The following is a 13,101-nucleotide window of genomic DNA, read 5'->3' as shown; positions in this document are numbered from 1 at the left end:
TGATCCGCACGGGCGTGTTCTTCGGCCTGCTCAATGCCGGCGTGGCGTTGTGGGCGCTGTGGCTGTTTCGCGCCGAGCTGCGCGGGCTGCGCGCGCACGCGGCGGCGTGCGTGCTGGTGGTCGCGGCGCTGGCCGCCGCCTTCGCCGCGGCGCAGCGCGTGACCAGCTGGGCCGAGGACCGCTTCTACGGCGACCACATCGTCTACAGCGCCACCAGCCCCTACCAGCGCGTCATCGTCACCGCCAGCCGCGCCGGCGTGCGGCTCTTCCTCAACGGCAACCTGCAGTTCCACTCGCGCGACGAGTACCGCTACCACGAGGCGCTGGTGCACCCGGCGATGGCCGCGCACGGCGCGCCCAAGCGCGTGCTGGTGCTGGGCGGCGGCGACGGCATGGCCGCGCGCGAGATCCTGAAGTACCCGTCGGTCGAGCAGCTCACGCTGGTCGAGCTGGACCCGCGCATGACCGAGCTGTTCAGCCGCCAGCCGCTGCTGACCGCGCTGAACCAGCGCGCGCTGCTCGACCCGCGGCTGCAGATCGTCAACACCGATGCCTTCGGCTGGCTCGAGCAGCACCCCGACGAACACTTCGACGTGATCGTGGTCGACTTCCCCGACCCGAGCAACTTCTCGATCGGCAAGCTCTACACGACGAGCTTCTACACGCTGGTCGACCAGCACCTCGCGGCCGGCGGCTACGCAGTCATCCAGACCACCTCGCCGCTGATCGCACGGCGCAGCTTCTGGACGGTCGTTGCCACGGTCGAAGCCGTCGGCCTGGCGGCCACGCCGTACCACGCCCACGTGCCCAGCTTCGGCGAATGGGGCTTCGTGATCGCGAGCCGGCGGCCCTGGCATGTGCCCGCGGCACTGCCATCGGGGCTGCGCTTCCTGACGCTGGCCGGCGTGCCCGCGCTGCTCGACTTCCCGCCCGACATGGCACGCGTGCCGGCCGAGCCGAACCGGCTGTCGAACCAGGTGCTGGTGCACACCTTCGAGGCCGAATGGGGCCAGGTGCACCAATGATCGCGCGGCGCCGATGGCTGGGCGGCGTGCTGGCGGCGCCGCTGGCCGGCCTCACGGCCTGCTCGCCCGGCACCACGCCGGCCCCGCGGCCGGTGGCCGCCCGCTGGGTCGGCGCGGGCCACGAGCGCGGCCACCGGCTGCGCACGCTGAACGCGCGCACCGGCACGCTGCCGGCGGCCACGGCGCGCTACCGCGCCGGTGCCCTCGTGCTGGGCGGTGGCATCGCGGGGCTGTCGGCGCTGCGCGCGCTGGTCCGCCGCGGCGTGGGCGACGCCCACTTGCTGGAGCTGGAGGACTCGGCCGGCGGCAACAGCCGCGGCCACCATCTCGCCGGCTTCGCCTGCCCGCTCGGCGCGCACTACCTGCCGCTGCCCGGCCCCGAGGCGCACGAGGTGAGCGACTGGCTGCACGAGATCGGCCTGCTGCGCCTGGATCCGCTGCGCCGCACCAGCCTCCCCGACGAGCGGCACCTCGCCCACAGCCCGCAGGAGCGCCTGTTCATCGACGGCGCCTGGCAGGACGGCCTGCTGCCGGCCACCGGCGCCCGGCCGGCGACGCTGGCGGCCTACCGCCGCTTTGCCGAACGCGTCGCGACCCTGCAGCGCGAGCTCGGCTTCGCGATCCCGACCTGGCGCGCGCGCTGGACGCCGGCCCACGATGCGCTCGACCGCCAGACCTTCGCCGCCTGGCTGCAGGCCGAGGGCCTGGCCGACGAGCGCCTGCTCGCCTACCTCGACTACGCGTGCCGCGACGACTACGGCGCCGGCCTGGCCACCGTCTCGGCCTGGGCCGGCATCCACTACTTCGCCAGCCGCCACGGCTTTCGTGCGCCGGGCGCCGAAGGGCGCGAGGGCGAGGCCCAGGACGGCGCCGTCTTCACCTGGCCCGAGGGCAACGCCTGGCTCGCGCGCCGGCTGGCCACGCCGAACATCGAGCGCATCCACACCGACCGCGTCGTGCTGCGGGTCGACGAGGGCCGGCACGCGGTCGAGGTGCTGTGCTGGAACGAGGCGATGCAGCGCGCCGAAGCCTGGACCGCGCCGCGCGCCGTGATCGCGCTGCCGCTGTTCGTCGCCGCCCGCGTGCTCGTGAACCCGCCGCCCGCGCTGGCCGATGCCGCAGCACGGGCGCGTTATGCCCCCTGGCTGGTCAGCAACCTGCACCTGGACGCGCCCTTGACCGACCGCCCCGGCGCGCCGCCGAGCTGGGACAACGTCGCCTACGCCCGCGCCGGCTCGACCTGCGCCCTCGGCTATGTCGACGCGGGCCACCAGCTGCTCATCCCGGTGCGCGGCGCGACCGTCATCACGGCCTACCACGCACTGCCCGAGCGCCAGCGCGCCGGCCTGCTGCAAGGCGACGCCGACGCCTGGGGCCAGCGCGTGGTCGCCGACCTCGCGACCACGCTGCACCCCGATCTGCCGCAGCGCGTGACGCAGGCCGACCTGATGCGCTATGGCCACGCGATGCGCATCCCCACCCCCGGCACGCGCGGTGACCCCGCGCTTGCCGCGCTGCGCCGCCCGCGCGGCCGCCTCGCCTTCGCCCACGCCGATCTGGCGGGATATTCGGTGTTCGAGGAGGCGTTCACCGCGGGGGCCGAAGCGGCAGACTGACACCACCCACGCACCCACGACACCGATCCGCCATGGACACCGACCCCAAGGACCTCGTCGACCAGGCCGTCGACGCCGCCGCACGCAGCACCCGGCTCAATGCCACCGTGGCCGTCACCGTGGCGGTGCTAGCCACCTTCATGGGCATCTGCAAGGTCAAGGACGACAACATCGTGCAGGCCATGCAGCAGGCGCAGGCCGACAAGATCGACCACTGGGCCTACTACCAGGCGCGCAACCTGCGGCAGGAGGTGGCCGAAGCCACGGCAACGCAGCTGGAGCTGGCGCGGTCGGCCGCCGCCGGCGCCTCGCAGGCCGCGGCCTATGACCAGACCATCGCCCGCTACCGCCAGCTCGCCACCGAGCAGGCGCAGAAGAAGGAGACGCTGCGCCACCAGGCCGAGGACGACCAGCGCCACTACGACGCGCTGAACTACCGCGACGACCAGTTCGACCTGAGCGACGCGCTGCTCGCCATCGCCATCGCGATGCTGGCCGTCACGGCGCTGACGCAGCTGTGGGCGCTGTACCTGGCGGCCCTGGTTCCCACCGCGTTCGGCCTGCTGATGGGCCTGGCCGGGCTGTCCGGCTGGGCGATTCACCCGGAGGCGCTGGTGCGCCTGCTGTCATAGGGCGAGGAGGTCGGCGGGCCGGTCCGCCTGGCCAGGGTTTGGGCCCAGGCAAACCAGGGTTGACACGGCGGCGAGATACTCGCCGCATGCCTGCCACCGCGACGCTGCGCGCCCTGCGCGCCGACATCACCACGCTGCCCGTCGACGTGATCGTCAACGCGGCCAACAGCTCGCTGCTGGGCGGCGGCGGTGTCGACGGGGCGATCCACCGCGCGGCCGGGCCCGAGCTGGTCGCCGCGTGCCGGCTGCTCGGCGGCTGCGCCACCGGTGATGCCAAGCTGACGCCGGGGTTCCGCCTGCCGGCGCGCTGGGTCGTGCACACCGTCGGGCCGGTCTGGCGCGGCGGGGCGCACGGCGAGCCGGCGCTGCTGGCCTCGTGCTACCGGCGCTCGCTGGCCCTGGCGGCGGCGCAAGGCGCGCAATCGATTGCCTTTCCCTGCATCAGCACCGGCATTTACGGCTACCCGGCCGAGCCGGCCGCGGCGCTGGCGGTGGCCACCGTGCGCGAAGCGCTGGCCGACCCGGCGCTGGCCTGCCTGCGCGATGTCGCCTTCTGCTGCTTCTCGTCCGGCGACCTCGCGGTCTACGCGGCCCTGCTGGCGCCCGATGCCGCCCCCTGACGGGCGCTGCCCCTTTCTTTTGGAGCCCCGGCCGCGACGCGTGCCGGCCCGCGATGCATAACATCAACAAAGCACTGACCCTGGTCCCCGGCCCCGCGCTGTCGAGCGCGGCCTGGCACGCGGCGTTCACGGCCGCCTTTGCCGACTACCTGATCGGCCCCTTCCAGCTGGCGCTCGCGCAATGGCCCGGCTTCCTGGCCCGCCAGGGCGTCGACATGGCCCTGAGCCGCGCAGCGGTCATCGATGGCGAGTTGCGCGCCTTCGCCCTCGTCACGCCACGCCCGGCGCGTGGGCGCTGGCGACTGTCGACGATGGGCGCGCTGCCGTCGGCGCGCGGCAGCGGCGCCGCGCCGGCACTGCTGGACGACTTCGTCGTGCGCGCCGGCGCCGACGGCGCGGCCGGCGTGGAGCTCGAGGTGTTCGCCGCCAACGAGCGCGCCCTGCGCCTGTACCGCAGCCGCGGCTTCGAGCCCGTGCACCCGCTGCACGGCTACGAGCGCGCCCCCGGAGCGGGCCGCGCGGCGGCCGCGGCGCCGCCGGTCACCTCGCCCCTCGCCCCGCCGATCACCCCCGTGACGCTCGGCGAGGCCTGGCACTGGCTCGACGAGGCCGACGCCGGCCTCGACGACCTGCCGCTGCAGGTGACGGCGCCGGTGCTCAGGCTCGCGGCCGCCTTCGCCCCGCCGGGCGCGCCGGTGCAGGCCTGGCGCCACGGCCGCGCGCAGCTGGTGTTCGCCGAGCAGCCCAGCCACCGCACCATCCTCGTGAACAGCCTGGTCGACCGCGACCCGGCCCAGCCCGGCGCCCAGGCGCTGGCCGAGGCACTGGCCGCGCGCTACCCCGAGCACACGCTGCGCGTCGCGCCGCTGCAGCGGCCGGATCTCGGCGGCGAGGCCCTGCAGCGTGCCGGCTGGCGGCCCCAGCCGCTGCACCAGTGGCTGATGCGCCGCGCGGTGTGAGCGCGCCGCCGCGCTGACCGGCGGGTTCAGCGGCACGGCCGCCTGGGCCCGCGCCGGGCCGGCTTCGCACCACCGGCGGCCGGCTTCGTCGCATGCCGCGCCACGCCGGCACCCGGCACGCCTACGCTCGGGCGTCCACGACGATGCACCGGGAGTCCCACATGCCCCGACACCGCGCACCCGCCCTGAACGCTGCCCTGGTCGCCGGCCTGGTTGCCGCCCTCGTGCCGAGCGTGCTGCTCGCGGCCGGCGCCGCCGACCCGAGCGGCCGCTGGGAAGGCGAGGCCCGCATCCCCGGCGCACCGCTGCCCATCGTGCTCGATCTCACGCGCGCACCGGCCGGCGGCGCCTGGACCGGCTCGGTCACGCTGCCCGGGCGCGGCGCCAAGGGCATCGCGCTCGACACGCTGGCCGTGGCCGCCGACGGCCAGGTCGACGCCGGGCTGGCGAAGGCCCTCGGGGGCCCGCCGTCCGAACAGCCGACCCGGCTCGCGCTTCGCCTGCTGCCGGAAGGCCGGCTCGAGGGCGCGCTGCAGCAGGGCGGCCACGCCGCCGGCGTCACGCTGCGCCGCAGCGGGCAGGCGCAGGTCGATGCGCCACCACCGCACACGCCGCTGCCGCCCGCGCTGGCCGGCACCTGGCGCGGCGGCTACACGCTCGGCGGCGCGCCGCGCGAGGTCGCGCTGACCCTGGCCGCGCCGCGCGCCGATGCATCCGGGGCGCCCGCCGGCGAGCTGCTGATCGTCGGCAAGCGCCGCACGCAGCTCGCGATCGACCGCGTGGACGCCGCTGAACGCTACGTGACGCTCGAAGCCAACGCCGCCGGCATCCGGCTCGAGGGGCGCTGGGATGGCGCCGCCGGATCGTTCGACGGGACCTTCGTGCAAGGCCCGTTCGAGGCCCCGCTGCGGCTGCAGCGCGAGAGCCGGAGCGGCTCGTGAAGCGCCCCGCCAACCCCGCCCATGCCGCGCGCGCCGCCACCGTGCTGACGGTGCTCCTCGCGGCCGTGCTGGCCGCCGGCCTGATGGTCGCCTGGCCACCGGCCGCGGCCCAGTCGACCTTCCGCGGCGACGCCGCGCACAGCGGCGTGCAGCCCGGCGAAGCCCCACGGCGCTTGCCCGGCGTGCGCTGGACCTTCCCGACCGGCGACCGCGTCGTCTCGTCGCCCACCTGGGCCGATGGCGTCGTCTACGTCGGCAGCGACGACGGCAACATCTACGCGATCGACGCCGCCAGCGGGCGCCAGCGCTGGATGCACCGCACCGGCGGGCCGGTCGCCTCCAGCCCGGCAGTGGCGGGCGGACGCGTCTTCGTGACGAGCTACGACGGCCGGCTGCATGCGCTCGATGCCGCCACCGGCGCGCTGCAGTGGAAGTTCGCCACCGAAGGCGAACGCCGTTTCGAGGCCAAGGGGCTGCACGGCATGCAGCCGCGCACGCAGACCTTCGCCGACCCGTTCGACGTCTACCTCTCGAGCCCGGTCGTCGCCGACGGCCTGGTGATCTTCGGCAGCGGAGACGGCCACGTCTATGCGGTCGATGCCGCGACTGGCACCCGGCGCTGGGCGTTCGAGACCGGCGATGTGGTGCACGCCTCGCCCGCGGTGGCTGACGGCCGCGTCTTCGTCGGCAGCTGGGACGGACGGCTGTACGCGCTGGATGTGGCCAGCGGCCGCGAGCTCTGGCGCGCCCAGACCGGCCTGGACCCGCTGATGGCCAACCAGCAGGGCTTCCAGTCCTCGCCCGCCGTGGCCGAGGGCATCGTCTACACCGGCTGCCGCGACGCGAACCTGTATGCCTTCGAAGCCCGCACCGGCCGGGAGTTGTGGCGCTTCCCCACCGGCGCGAGCTGGGTCATCAGCTCGCCGGCGGTGCACGACGGCCGCGTCTACTTCGCGACCTCCGATTCCAGCCTCGTGCACGCCGTCGATGCGGCCACCGGCAAGCCGGTGTGGCAGCAGCAGGCCAGCGCCTACATGTTCGCCTCGCCGAGCCTGGCCGGGAGCGTGCTGCTGCAAGGCGTGCTCAACGGCAGCCTGCAGGCCCGGGACCGCTCCACCGGCGAGCTGCTGTGGGACTTCCAGACCGAAGCCTCGCGCGCCAACCCCGGCTGGGCGTTGACCAGCGACCGCCGCTTCAACGCACCGATGCTGTACGTCAGCGGCTGGCACGACGCGATGGCGATCGGCGCCGCCCGCCAGTCCGCGCTCGGCTCGTTCTTCTCCTCGCCGCTGGTCGTGGGCCACACGATCTACGTGGGCAGCGCGGACGGGCGGGTCTATGCACTCGAATAGTGCGAGACTCGGTGCGCATGAAATACCTGCACACCATGGCCCGCGTGACGGACCTCGATGCCTCGCTGCGCTTCTATGTCGACGCGCTCGGGCTGGAAATCGTCTCGCGCAAGGAGGTGCCGGCCGGTCGCTACACGCTGGTGTTCCTGGCCGCGCCGGGTGACCACGGCGCCCAGGTCGAGCTGACCTACAACTGGGATCCCGAGGTCTACACCGGCGGGCGCAACTTCGGCCACCTGGCGTATGCGGTGCCCGACATCTACGCCGCCTGCCGGCGCCTGATGGAGCAGGGCGTGACGATCAGCCGGCCGCCGCGCGACGGGCGCATGGCCTTCGTGCGCTCGCCCGACCAGATCTCGATCGAGCTGCTGCAGGCCGGGCCGGCGCTCGAGCCGGCCGAGCCCTGGATCTCGATGCCGAACACCGGCAGCTGGTAGCGCGTGCCGCGCCGGCCCGGCGGCTCAGGGCCGGGTCTGGCCGTAGTAGGCCGGCGCGGGGTTGCCGAGCGACCAGAGGTAGCGGCTCTGCGAATTCAGCATCGACATGCGGGCCAGCGGATGACCCAGGCCGCGGCTGGGCTGTGCGGGGCGCTCGCTGGCGTCACGGCCGGGGCCGGGCGAGGCGCCGGGGACCGTGTCGGCGCTGGCCACCACGACCTGGCTGTCGATGGTCTGCACGACCCGGCGGCGCAGCGCCGGGTCACGCCGGATCTGCGCCCGGCAGGCGTCGGAGGCGTTGAGCACCAGGTCGCCGCCACGCAGGTTCACGCACTCGCCGGCCTGGGCCGCTGCCGAGGCGCCGACGCCGCCGAGCACGCCCAAGGTGACGGCGAGGCGGCGGCAGGCGCGAACGTGACGGCGAAGCGGGGCGGGCATGGGCCGCGTGACCTTAGCATCGCCCCGGCGCGGTGCCGAGGGCCCGCTGGCATGCAGCACGCGCTTTCGTGACGGGCGCCGCGCAATGCGCGCGGGGCCCTCATATCTCGTCAGGCGACCCGCCCGGCTCGGACAGGGATTCGAGCATGCGGTCGAGCAGGCGCGGCAGATCGGCCGGGCCGTCGAGGAACCACCGCGCGCTCGAACGCGGGTCGTCGTGACCGACGCGCACCGTCAGCCAATCGGGCTCGGCACGCACGAACACCGGCTCGTCGTTGACATCGTCACCGACGAAGACGGCCGTCTGCGTGCCGCTGGCGGCCACCAGCGCGGCCACCGCATCGGCCTTGTCGCGCGAGCGCGCGGCCACGATGTTGACCACCATCTTGCCGCCGAAGACCGCCAGGCTGGGCGGCAGCCGCGCGACCACCTCGGAGATCGCATGCTGCGCTCCCGCCGCGTCGCTGGCCAGGCGGTAGTGCAGCGCGATCGACAGGCCCTTGTCCTCGACCATCACGCCGGCAGCGCGCAAGGGCCCAGCCTGCGCGACGAGGCCGGCGCGCGCCGGCGCGAGCACCGCCGCCTGATCGTCGGCCGTGGAGGAGCCGTCGTCTTCCGCGCCATGGTTGCCGACGATGCGCCAGGGCGTGAACAGCAGCCGGCGGCGCACGTCCTGCACGCTGCGGCCGGAGACCACCGCGACCGGCAGCCGCCCGGCCAGGCGCTGCAGCCGGTGCGCCACCGGCGCCGGCACGCGCGCGTCGCCGGGCCGCGCGACGATGGGCGCCAGCGTGCCGTCGAAATCGAAGGCCAGCAGCGGATGCCGCTGCATCGTCTCCTGCAGGGCCGCCTCGCCCTCAGGCGTGAAGAGTCGTTTCATCCTGTTCGTTCGTGTGGCGTTGCACGCGCGCCGCGATGCGCTCACGCAGCCGGAAGCGGCCGGCATCGGCCAGCATGCGGCCGGCCCAGCGGAACACATTGTTCTCGCGCACCGTCATGCGCAGGCTCGCCATGCGTTCGCGCTGCTCGGCCGGCGGCATCGACGCCGCGCGGTGCAGCGCATCGGCCGTTTCCTCGACGTGATACGGGTTGACGATCAGGGCCTCGGAGAGTTCCCGCGCCGCGCCGGCAAAGCGGCTCAGCACCAGCACGCCCTGCTCGTCGTCGCGCGCGGCGACGAACTCCTTGCTGACCAGGTTCATGCCGTCGTGCAGGCTGGTGACGACGCAGATGTTGGCGGCGCGGAACAGCTCGTTGATCGCCTCGTGCTCGTGGTGCTCGGCCAGCAGCCGCACCGGCTGGTAGCCCGGCCGGCCATAGCGCTGGTTGATGCGGTCGGTCACGCCGTGGATGCGTTGCTGGAAGGCGCGGTACTCCTCCAGCGCGCCGCGCGTGGGCGCCGCGACCTGCACGAAGACGAAGCGGCCGATCCACTCCGGCCGCTTCTCGAGCAGCCGCTCGACCGCGTGCAGCCGCTCGAGGATGCCCTTGGTGTAGTCGAAACGGTCGACGCCGAGCGCAAGGCAGGTGCCCGGCGCCAGGCCCAGGCGCTCGAACACCCGGCGCCGGCACTCGTCGACGGACGGCCAGGTGCTCGTGTCGTCGGGCCAGGCGATCGAGATCGGGTAGCTCTCGACCAGGGTCTCCTTGTCCCGGTAGGAGATCGTCGAGTGCTCGTGCTCGATGCGCGCCTCGAGGTAGCGGTCGACCGTCTCGATGAAATTCTTGCAATGAAAGCGGGTGTGAAAGCCCAGGATCGTGCTGCCCAGCATGCCCTGCAGAATCTCGCGCCGCCAGGGGCAGATGCCGAAGGACTCGGGGTTCGGCCAGGGGATGTGCCAGAAGGTCAGGATGGTCGCGCGCGGCAGCCGCTCGCGGATCATCGCCGGCAGCAGCGCGAAGTGGTAATCCTGCACCAGCACCACCGGGTCCTCGCTGCGCGCCTCGGCGGCCACCGCGTCGGCGAAACGCTCGTTGACCTCGCGGTACAGCTGCCAGTCCGATTCGCGGAACACCGGCCGCACGTGCGCCACGTGGCACAGCGGCCACAGGCCCTCGTTGGCGAAGCCGTTGTAGTAGCCCTCTTCCTCCTCGGGCGTGAGCCAGATGCGGCGCAGCGTGTAGTCGTGCGCGCCCGGCGGCACGGCAAGCCGGTCCTTCGCGTCGACGAACTCGCGGTCGGCGCTGCCGCTGCCGTGCGCGATCCAGGTGCCCGAGCAGGCCCGCATCACCGGCTCGACGGCGGTGACCAGCCCGCTGGCCGGGCGTCGCACGATGACCTGGCCATCGTTGAGCCGCTCGTGCAGGTAAGGCTCGCGATTCGAGACGACGATGACCTGGTCGCCGCGCAGCTGCGTCTGCAGCAGCGAGCGCAGCCGCTCGGGGCTCCACACCGCCACCAGGTCGAGGCCGCGGCGGTATTCGTCCTCCAGGTCACGCAGCCGGGCACGCACCTCGCTCGCGAAGGGCTGCAGCTCGGGCGGCGACGTGAGCAGCGGCAACAGCAGGCCCTCGCCGCGCAGGATGCCGCGCATGCCCGAGACCCAGCCGCGCCAGCTGAGCTGCGCGACGACGACCGTGATCAGCGCCATCGCCAGGCCCAGCAGCACGATGAACCCGATGAGGTATCGGCGCGTGTCCAGGCTGCGCCGGTCGAGGAAACTCAGGTCGTGCAGCAACACGAGCCGGTCGGAACTCGCGTTCTCGGCGTCCAGCGGCTGGTAGCCCACGTGCACCGCGCCCGATTCGAGCGGCAGCCGCGGGTCGTTGCGGTTGGAGATCTCGCGCGCCCGCGCGCAGCCCAGCGTGCGCGGGAAGCCGTCGGTGCGGCGCAGCATCTCGTCGTCGGCGCTGCACAAGGCGATCGCCACGAGGCGCTCGTCCTGCACCGCGCGCTCGAACAGCGTCTGCACCCGCCAGGTCTTGCCGTCGGTCTGCGCTTCGGTGATCGCATCGGCCAGCGTGTTCGCCACGAGTACGTCGCGGTTGTTGAGATCGCGCGCAAACCAGCGTAGCGTCAGCCTGTCCATCAAAGGCAGCGCCACCAGCGCGGCCAACACCAGGGTCAGAACCAGCGGAACCAGGAAACGGAGTTGGAGACGAAGGGTTTTCATGGTCAACGCCGCAACGGGCAAACAGCGTGCCCGCCCGTACAGGCCAAATCGGCGAGGCTAGGCGGCTCCGCGCAGACTAACAGTTCGGATTGGTATCTATGCATGTCCATTTGCGTTCACCGTCGCTCGATCTCGCGTTGACCGGGAATTGCGCGATCAGTTCGCTGATCGAGCAAAGCGGCGACATCGTCTGGTGCTGCATGCCGCGCTTCGACGGCGACCCGGTGTTCCATGCCTTGCTCGGGTCGGCGAGCGACCCCGCCGACGGGCGCCTGTCGGTGCAGCTCGAGAACACGGTGCGATGCGAGCAGGCCTATGTGCCCGGCACCGCGGTCGTGCGCACGCGGCTGTACGACGACGCGGGCCAGGCGATCGAGCTGACCGATTTCTGCCCGCGCTTCTGGCACCACGGCCGCATGTTCCGGCCGGCGCAGATCGTGCGGCGCGTGCGGCCGCTGCAGGGCCACCCGCGCGTGCGCATCGCCGTGCGGCCGCGCGGCGAGTGGGGCACGCGCGCGCCCGAGCTCACGCGCGGCAGCAACCACCTGCGCTACGTGCTGCCCGGCATGACGCTGCGGCTGAACACCAGCGCACCGCCGACCTACATCGAGGCCGAGCGCTGGTTCTCGCTGCATGCGCCGTTCAGCCTGATCCTCGGGCCGGACGAGACCTTCGAAGGCGGCATCGACCAGACCGCGCGCGATTTCGAGGAACAGACCACGCTGCACTGGCAGCAGTGGACGCGCCGGCTCGCGGTGCCGCTCGAATGGCAGGAGGCGGTGATCCGCGCGGCGATCACGCTGAAGCTGTGCCAGTTCGAGGAGACCGGCGCGATCGTCGCCGCGATGACCACCAGCCTGCCCGAGGCGCCGGACAGCGGCCGCAACTGGGACTACCGCTTCTGCTGGCTGCGCGACGCCTTCTTCGTCGTGCGGGCCCTGAACAGCCTGTCCGAGGTCGGCACGATGGAAGACTACCTGCGCTGGCTGCAGGATGTCGTGCGCGGCGCCGACGGCCACGTGCAGCCGCTGTACGGCATCGACCTCGAGCGGCAGCTGACCGAGCGCATCGAGGCGCAGCTGCCGGGCTACCGCGGCATGGGCCCGGTGCGGGTGGGCAACCAGGCCTTCGAGCACTTCCAGCACGATGTCTACGGCAACATCGTGCTCGGTTCGTCACAAGCGTTTCACGACCACCGCCTGTTCCGCCGCGCCGACGCGAGCGACTTCGCGCAGCTCGAACTGGTGGGCGAGCGCGCCTTCGCGCTGCACGACCAGCCCGACGCCGGCATGTGGGAGCTGCGCACCCGCGCCCGCGTGCACACCTCGTCGTCACTGATGTGCTGGGCCGCCTGCGACCGGCTGGCCAAGATCGCGCAGGTGCTGCAGCAGCCGACGCGCGCGTCGCTGTGGCGCGAGCGGGCCGACCTGATCCGCGCGCGCATCCTGGGCGAGGCGTGGAACGAGCAGCGCCAGGCCTTCGTCGAGAGCTTCGGCGGGCAGGACCTGGACGCCAGCGTGCTGCTGATGGCCGAGGTCGGCTTCCTGCCGGCAAGCGACCCGCGCTTCATGAGCACCGTCGATGCGCTGGAGCGCACGCTGTGCGACGGCCCGTTCATGCGCCGCTACGAGGGCCGCGACGATTTCGGCAAGCCCGAGACCGCGTTCAATGTCTGCGCCTTCTGGCGCGTCGACGCACTGGCGCGCACCGGCCGCCGCGCCGAGGCGCGCGCGGCCTTCGAATCGCTGCTGGCGCGGCGCAACCACGTCGGCCTGCTGTCGGAAGACCTCGATCCGAAGACCGGCGAGCTGTGGGGCAACTTCCCGCAGACCTATTCGATGGTCGGGATCATCAACGGGGCGATGCAGCTCTCTGCCCCCTGGGCGGACGCAGTGTGAATGATGCCCCCACGCCCCCTTCCGGGGGCTGCCCCCCATGGGGGCTCGCGCAGCGGACCGGCAAAGCCGG

The 13,101-nt window shown here is 73.1% G+C and carries 11 protein-coding genes and 1 pseudogene; 9 read left to right on the top strand and 3 right to left on the bottom strand.

Annotated elements, in window-relative coordinates:
* From VJ693_RS22910 to VJ693_RS22875, 8 genes and pseudogenes are all read left to right on the top strand, one after another.
* Positions 1–1,025: pseudogene (locus VJ693_RS22910) on the top strand (polyamine aminopropyltransferase); the annotation flags it as partial.
* Positions 1,022–2,641: an NAD(P)-binding protein gene (locus tag VJ693_RS22905; protein WP_324158081.1), complete on the top strand. Its 1,620-nt coding sequence runs from the start codon at positions 1,022–1,024 to the stop codon at positions 2,639–2,641. The pseudogene VJ693_RS22910 and the gene VJ693_RS22905, both read left to right, overlap by 4 nt.
* Before the next feature lie 32 nt (positions 2,642–2,673).
* The gene (locus VJ693_RS22900) at positions 2,674–3,273 is read left to right on the top strand and encodes a DUF4337 domain-containing protein (protein ID WP_324158080.1); all 600 of its coding nucleotides are present in this window, start codon (positions 2,674–2,676) and stop codon (positions 3,271–3,273) included.
* 86 nt (positions 3,274–3,359) lie between these two features.
* Positions 3,360–3,893: an O-acetyl-ADP-ribose deacetylase gene (locus VJ693_RS22895; RefSeq protein ID WP_324158079.1), complete on the top strand. Its 534-nt coding sequence runs from the start codon at positions 3,360–3,362 to the stop codon at positions 3,891–3,893.
* Positions 3,894–3,946: 53 nt separating this feature from the next.
* A complete protein-coding gene (locus VJ693_RS22890) occupies positions 3,947–4,852 on the top strand; it encodes a GNAT family N-acetyltransferase (RefSeq protein ID WP_324158078.1) in 906 nt (301 codons plus the stop codon).
* A gap of 161 nt (positions 4,853–5,013) precedes the next feature.
* Positions 5,014–5,793, top strand: coding sequence for a hypothetical protein (locus VJ693_RS22885; protein WP_324158076.1), 780 nt, complete (start codon positions 5,014–5,016; stop codon positions 5,791–5,793).
* The gene (locus VJ693_RS22880; protein ID WP_324158074.1) at positions 5,790–7,145 is read left to right on the top strand and encodes a PQQ-binding-like beta-propeller repeat protein; all 1,356 of its coding nucleotides are present in this window, start codon (positions 5,790–5,792) and stop codon (positions 7,143–7,145) included. The genes VJ693_RS22885 and VJ693_RS22880 overlap by 4 nt, the downstream gene beginning before the upstream one ends.
* A 17-nt stretch (positions 7,146–7,162) precedes the next feature.
* Positions 7,163–7,582, top strand: a complete 420-nt coding sequence (locus VJ693_RS22875) for a VOC family protein (RefSeq protein WP_324158072.1) — start codon at positions 7,163–7,165, stop codon at positions 7,580–7,582.
* Between the two features lie 24 nt (positions 7,583–7,606).
* Here VJ693_RS22875 and VJ693_RS22870 read toward each other — a convergent pair whose 3' ends face one another.
* From VJ693_RS22870 to VJ693_RS22860, 3 genes are all read right to left on the bottom strand, one after another.
* Positions 7,607–8,020: a hypothetical protein gene (locus VJ693_RS22870; RefSeq protein WP_324158070.1), complete on the bottom strand. Its 414-nt coding sequence runs from the start codon at positions 8,018–8,020 to the stop codon at positions 7,607–7,609.
* A gap of 100 nt (positions 8,021–8,120) precedes the next feature.
* On the bottom strand, positions 8,121–8,900 hold the full coding sequence (gene otsB, locus VJ693_RS22865) for a trehalose-phosphatase (protein WP_324158068.1): 780 nt from the start codon (positions 8,898–8,900) through the stop codon (positions 8,121–8,123).
* A complete protein-coding gene (locus tag VJ693_RS22860; RefSeq protein WP_324158066.1) occupies positions 8,878–11,133 on the bottom strand; it encodes a trehalose-6-phosphate synthase in 2,256 nt (751 codons plus the stop codon). Before VJ693_RS22860 ends, otsB begins: the two co-directional genes overlap by 23 nt.
* Positions 11,134–11,231: 98 nt before the next feature.
* On the opposite strand from VJ693_RS22860, the gene VJ693_RS22855 reads away from it, so the two are divergent.
* Positions 11,232–13,031, top strand: coding sequence for a glycoside hydrolase family 15 protein (locus tag VJ693_RS22855; RefSeq protein ID WP_324158064.1), 1,800 nt, complete (start codon positions 11,232–11,234; stop codon positions 13,029–13,031).
* Positions 13,032–13,101 lie beyond the last annotated feature (70 nt).

This window comes from Ideonella sp. (genome assembly GCF_035254525.1).
Classification (GTDB): domain Bacteria; phylum Pseudomonadota; class Gammaproteobacteria; order Burkholderiales; family Burkholderiaceae_C; genus Ideonella.
The sequence above is the reverse complement of the archived record's forward strand: the minus strand, read 5'-3'. Positions and strand labels throughout refer to the sequence as shown.

Coding starts and splice junctions, on each gene's coding strand:
- VJ693_RS22905 (WP_324158081.1), top strand. CDS start 1,022: ATGATCGCGCGGCGCCGATGGCTGGGCGGCGTGCTGGCGGCGCCGCTG.
- VJ693_RS22855 (WP_324158064.1), top strand. CDS start 11,232: ATGCATGTCCATTTGCGTTCACCGTCGCTCGATCTCGCGTTGACCGGG.
- otsB (WP_324158068.1), bottom strand. CDS start 8,900: ATGAAACGACTCTTCACGCCTGAGGGCGAGGCGGCCCTGCAGGAGACG.
- VJ693_RS22875 (WP_324158072.1), top strand. CDS start 7,163: ATGAAATACCTGCACACCATGGCCCGCGTGACGGACCTCGATGCCTCG.
- VJ693_RS22890 (WP_324158078.1), top strand. CDS start 3,947: ATGCATAACATCAACAAAGCACTGACCCTGGTCCCCGGCCCCGCGCTG.
- VJ693_RS22870 (WP_324158070.1), bottom strand. CDS start 8,020: ATGCCCGCCCCGCTTCGCCGTCACGTTCGCGCCTGCCGCCGCCTCGCC.
- VJ693_RS22885 (WP_324158076.1), top strand. CDS start 5,014: ATGCCCCGACACCGCGCACCCGCCCTGAACGCTGCCCTGGTCGCCGGC.
- VJ693_RS22895 (WP_324158079.1), top strand. CDS start 3,360: ATGCCTGCCACCGCGACGCTGCGCGCCCTGCGCGCCGACATCACCACG.
- VJ693_RS22860 (WP_324158066.1), bottom strand. CDS start 11,133: ATGAAAACCCTTCGTCTCCAACTCCGTTTCCTGGTTCCGCTGGTTCTG.
- VJ693_RS22900 (WP_324158080.1), top strand. CDS start 2,674: ATGGACACCGACCCCAAGGACCTCGTCGACCAGGCCGTCGACGCCGCC.